This is a genomic window from Bacillus sp. SIMBA_074 (genome assembly GCF_046534555.1).
GTDB lineage: Bacteria > Bacillota > Bacilli > Bacillales > Bacillaceae_G > Bacillus_A > Bacillus_A mycoides.
This window is the reverse complement of the sequence record NZ_JAWRYM010001260.1, coordinates 1-234: the sequence shown is the minus strand read 5'-3', so window position 1 is coordinate 234 and position 234 is coordinate 1. Positions and strand designations below refer to the sequence as shown.

Below are 234 nucleotides of genomic sequence, written 5' to 3'. Positions count from 1 at the left end.
CATCAGTCAAGATGATGTCATCATGATCAGAATCGACAAGCATTTCACGATATTCATCATTTGCCCTGCTCTCTTTTGCCACGATAAAACGTGTACCCATATAAGCAAGATCTGCTCCCGCAGCCTGAGCTGCCAAGATACTGTGACCAGTACTAATGGACCCGGCAAGCAAAATGATTCCGTCCCAGAATGTCCTTACGCTGTCAACGAAAGCAAAACTATTTATCTCACCCG

Annotated in this window: 1 protein-coding gene; it reads right to left on the bottom strand. The window is 45.3% G+C overall.

Going from position 1 to position 234, the window contains the following annotated elements; all coding sequences use genetic code 11:
• Positions 1–226 (bottom strand): nitronate monooxygenase (locus SB773_RS34765; RefSeq protein ID WP_410595119.1); only part of this gene is annotated, 226 nt, incomplete at its 3' end.
• Between the last annotated feature and the right edge of the window lie 8 nt (positions 227–234).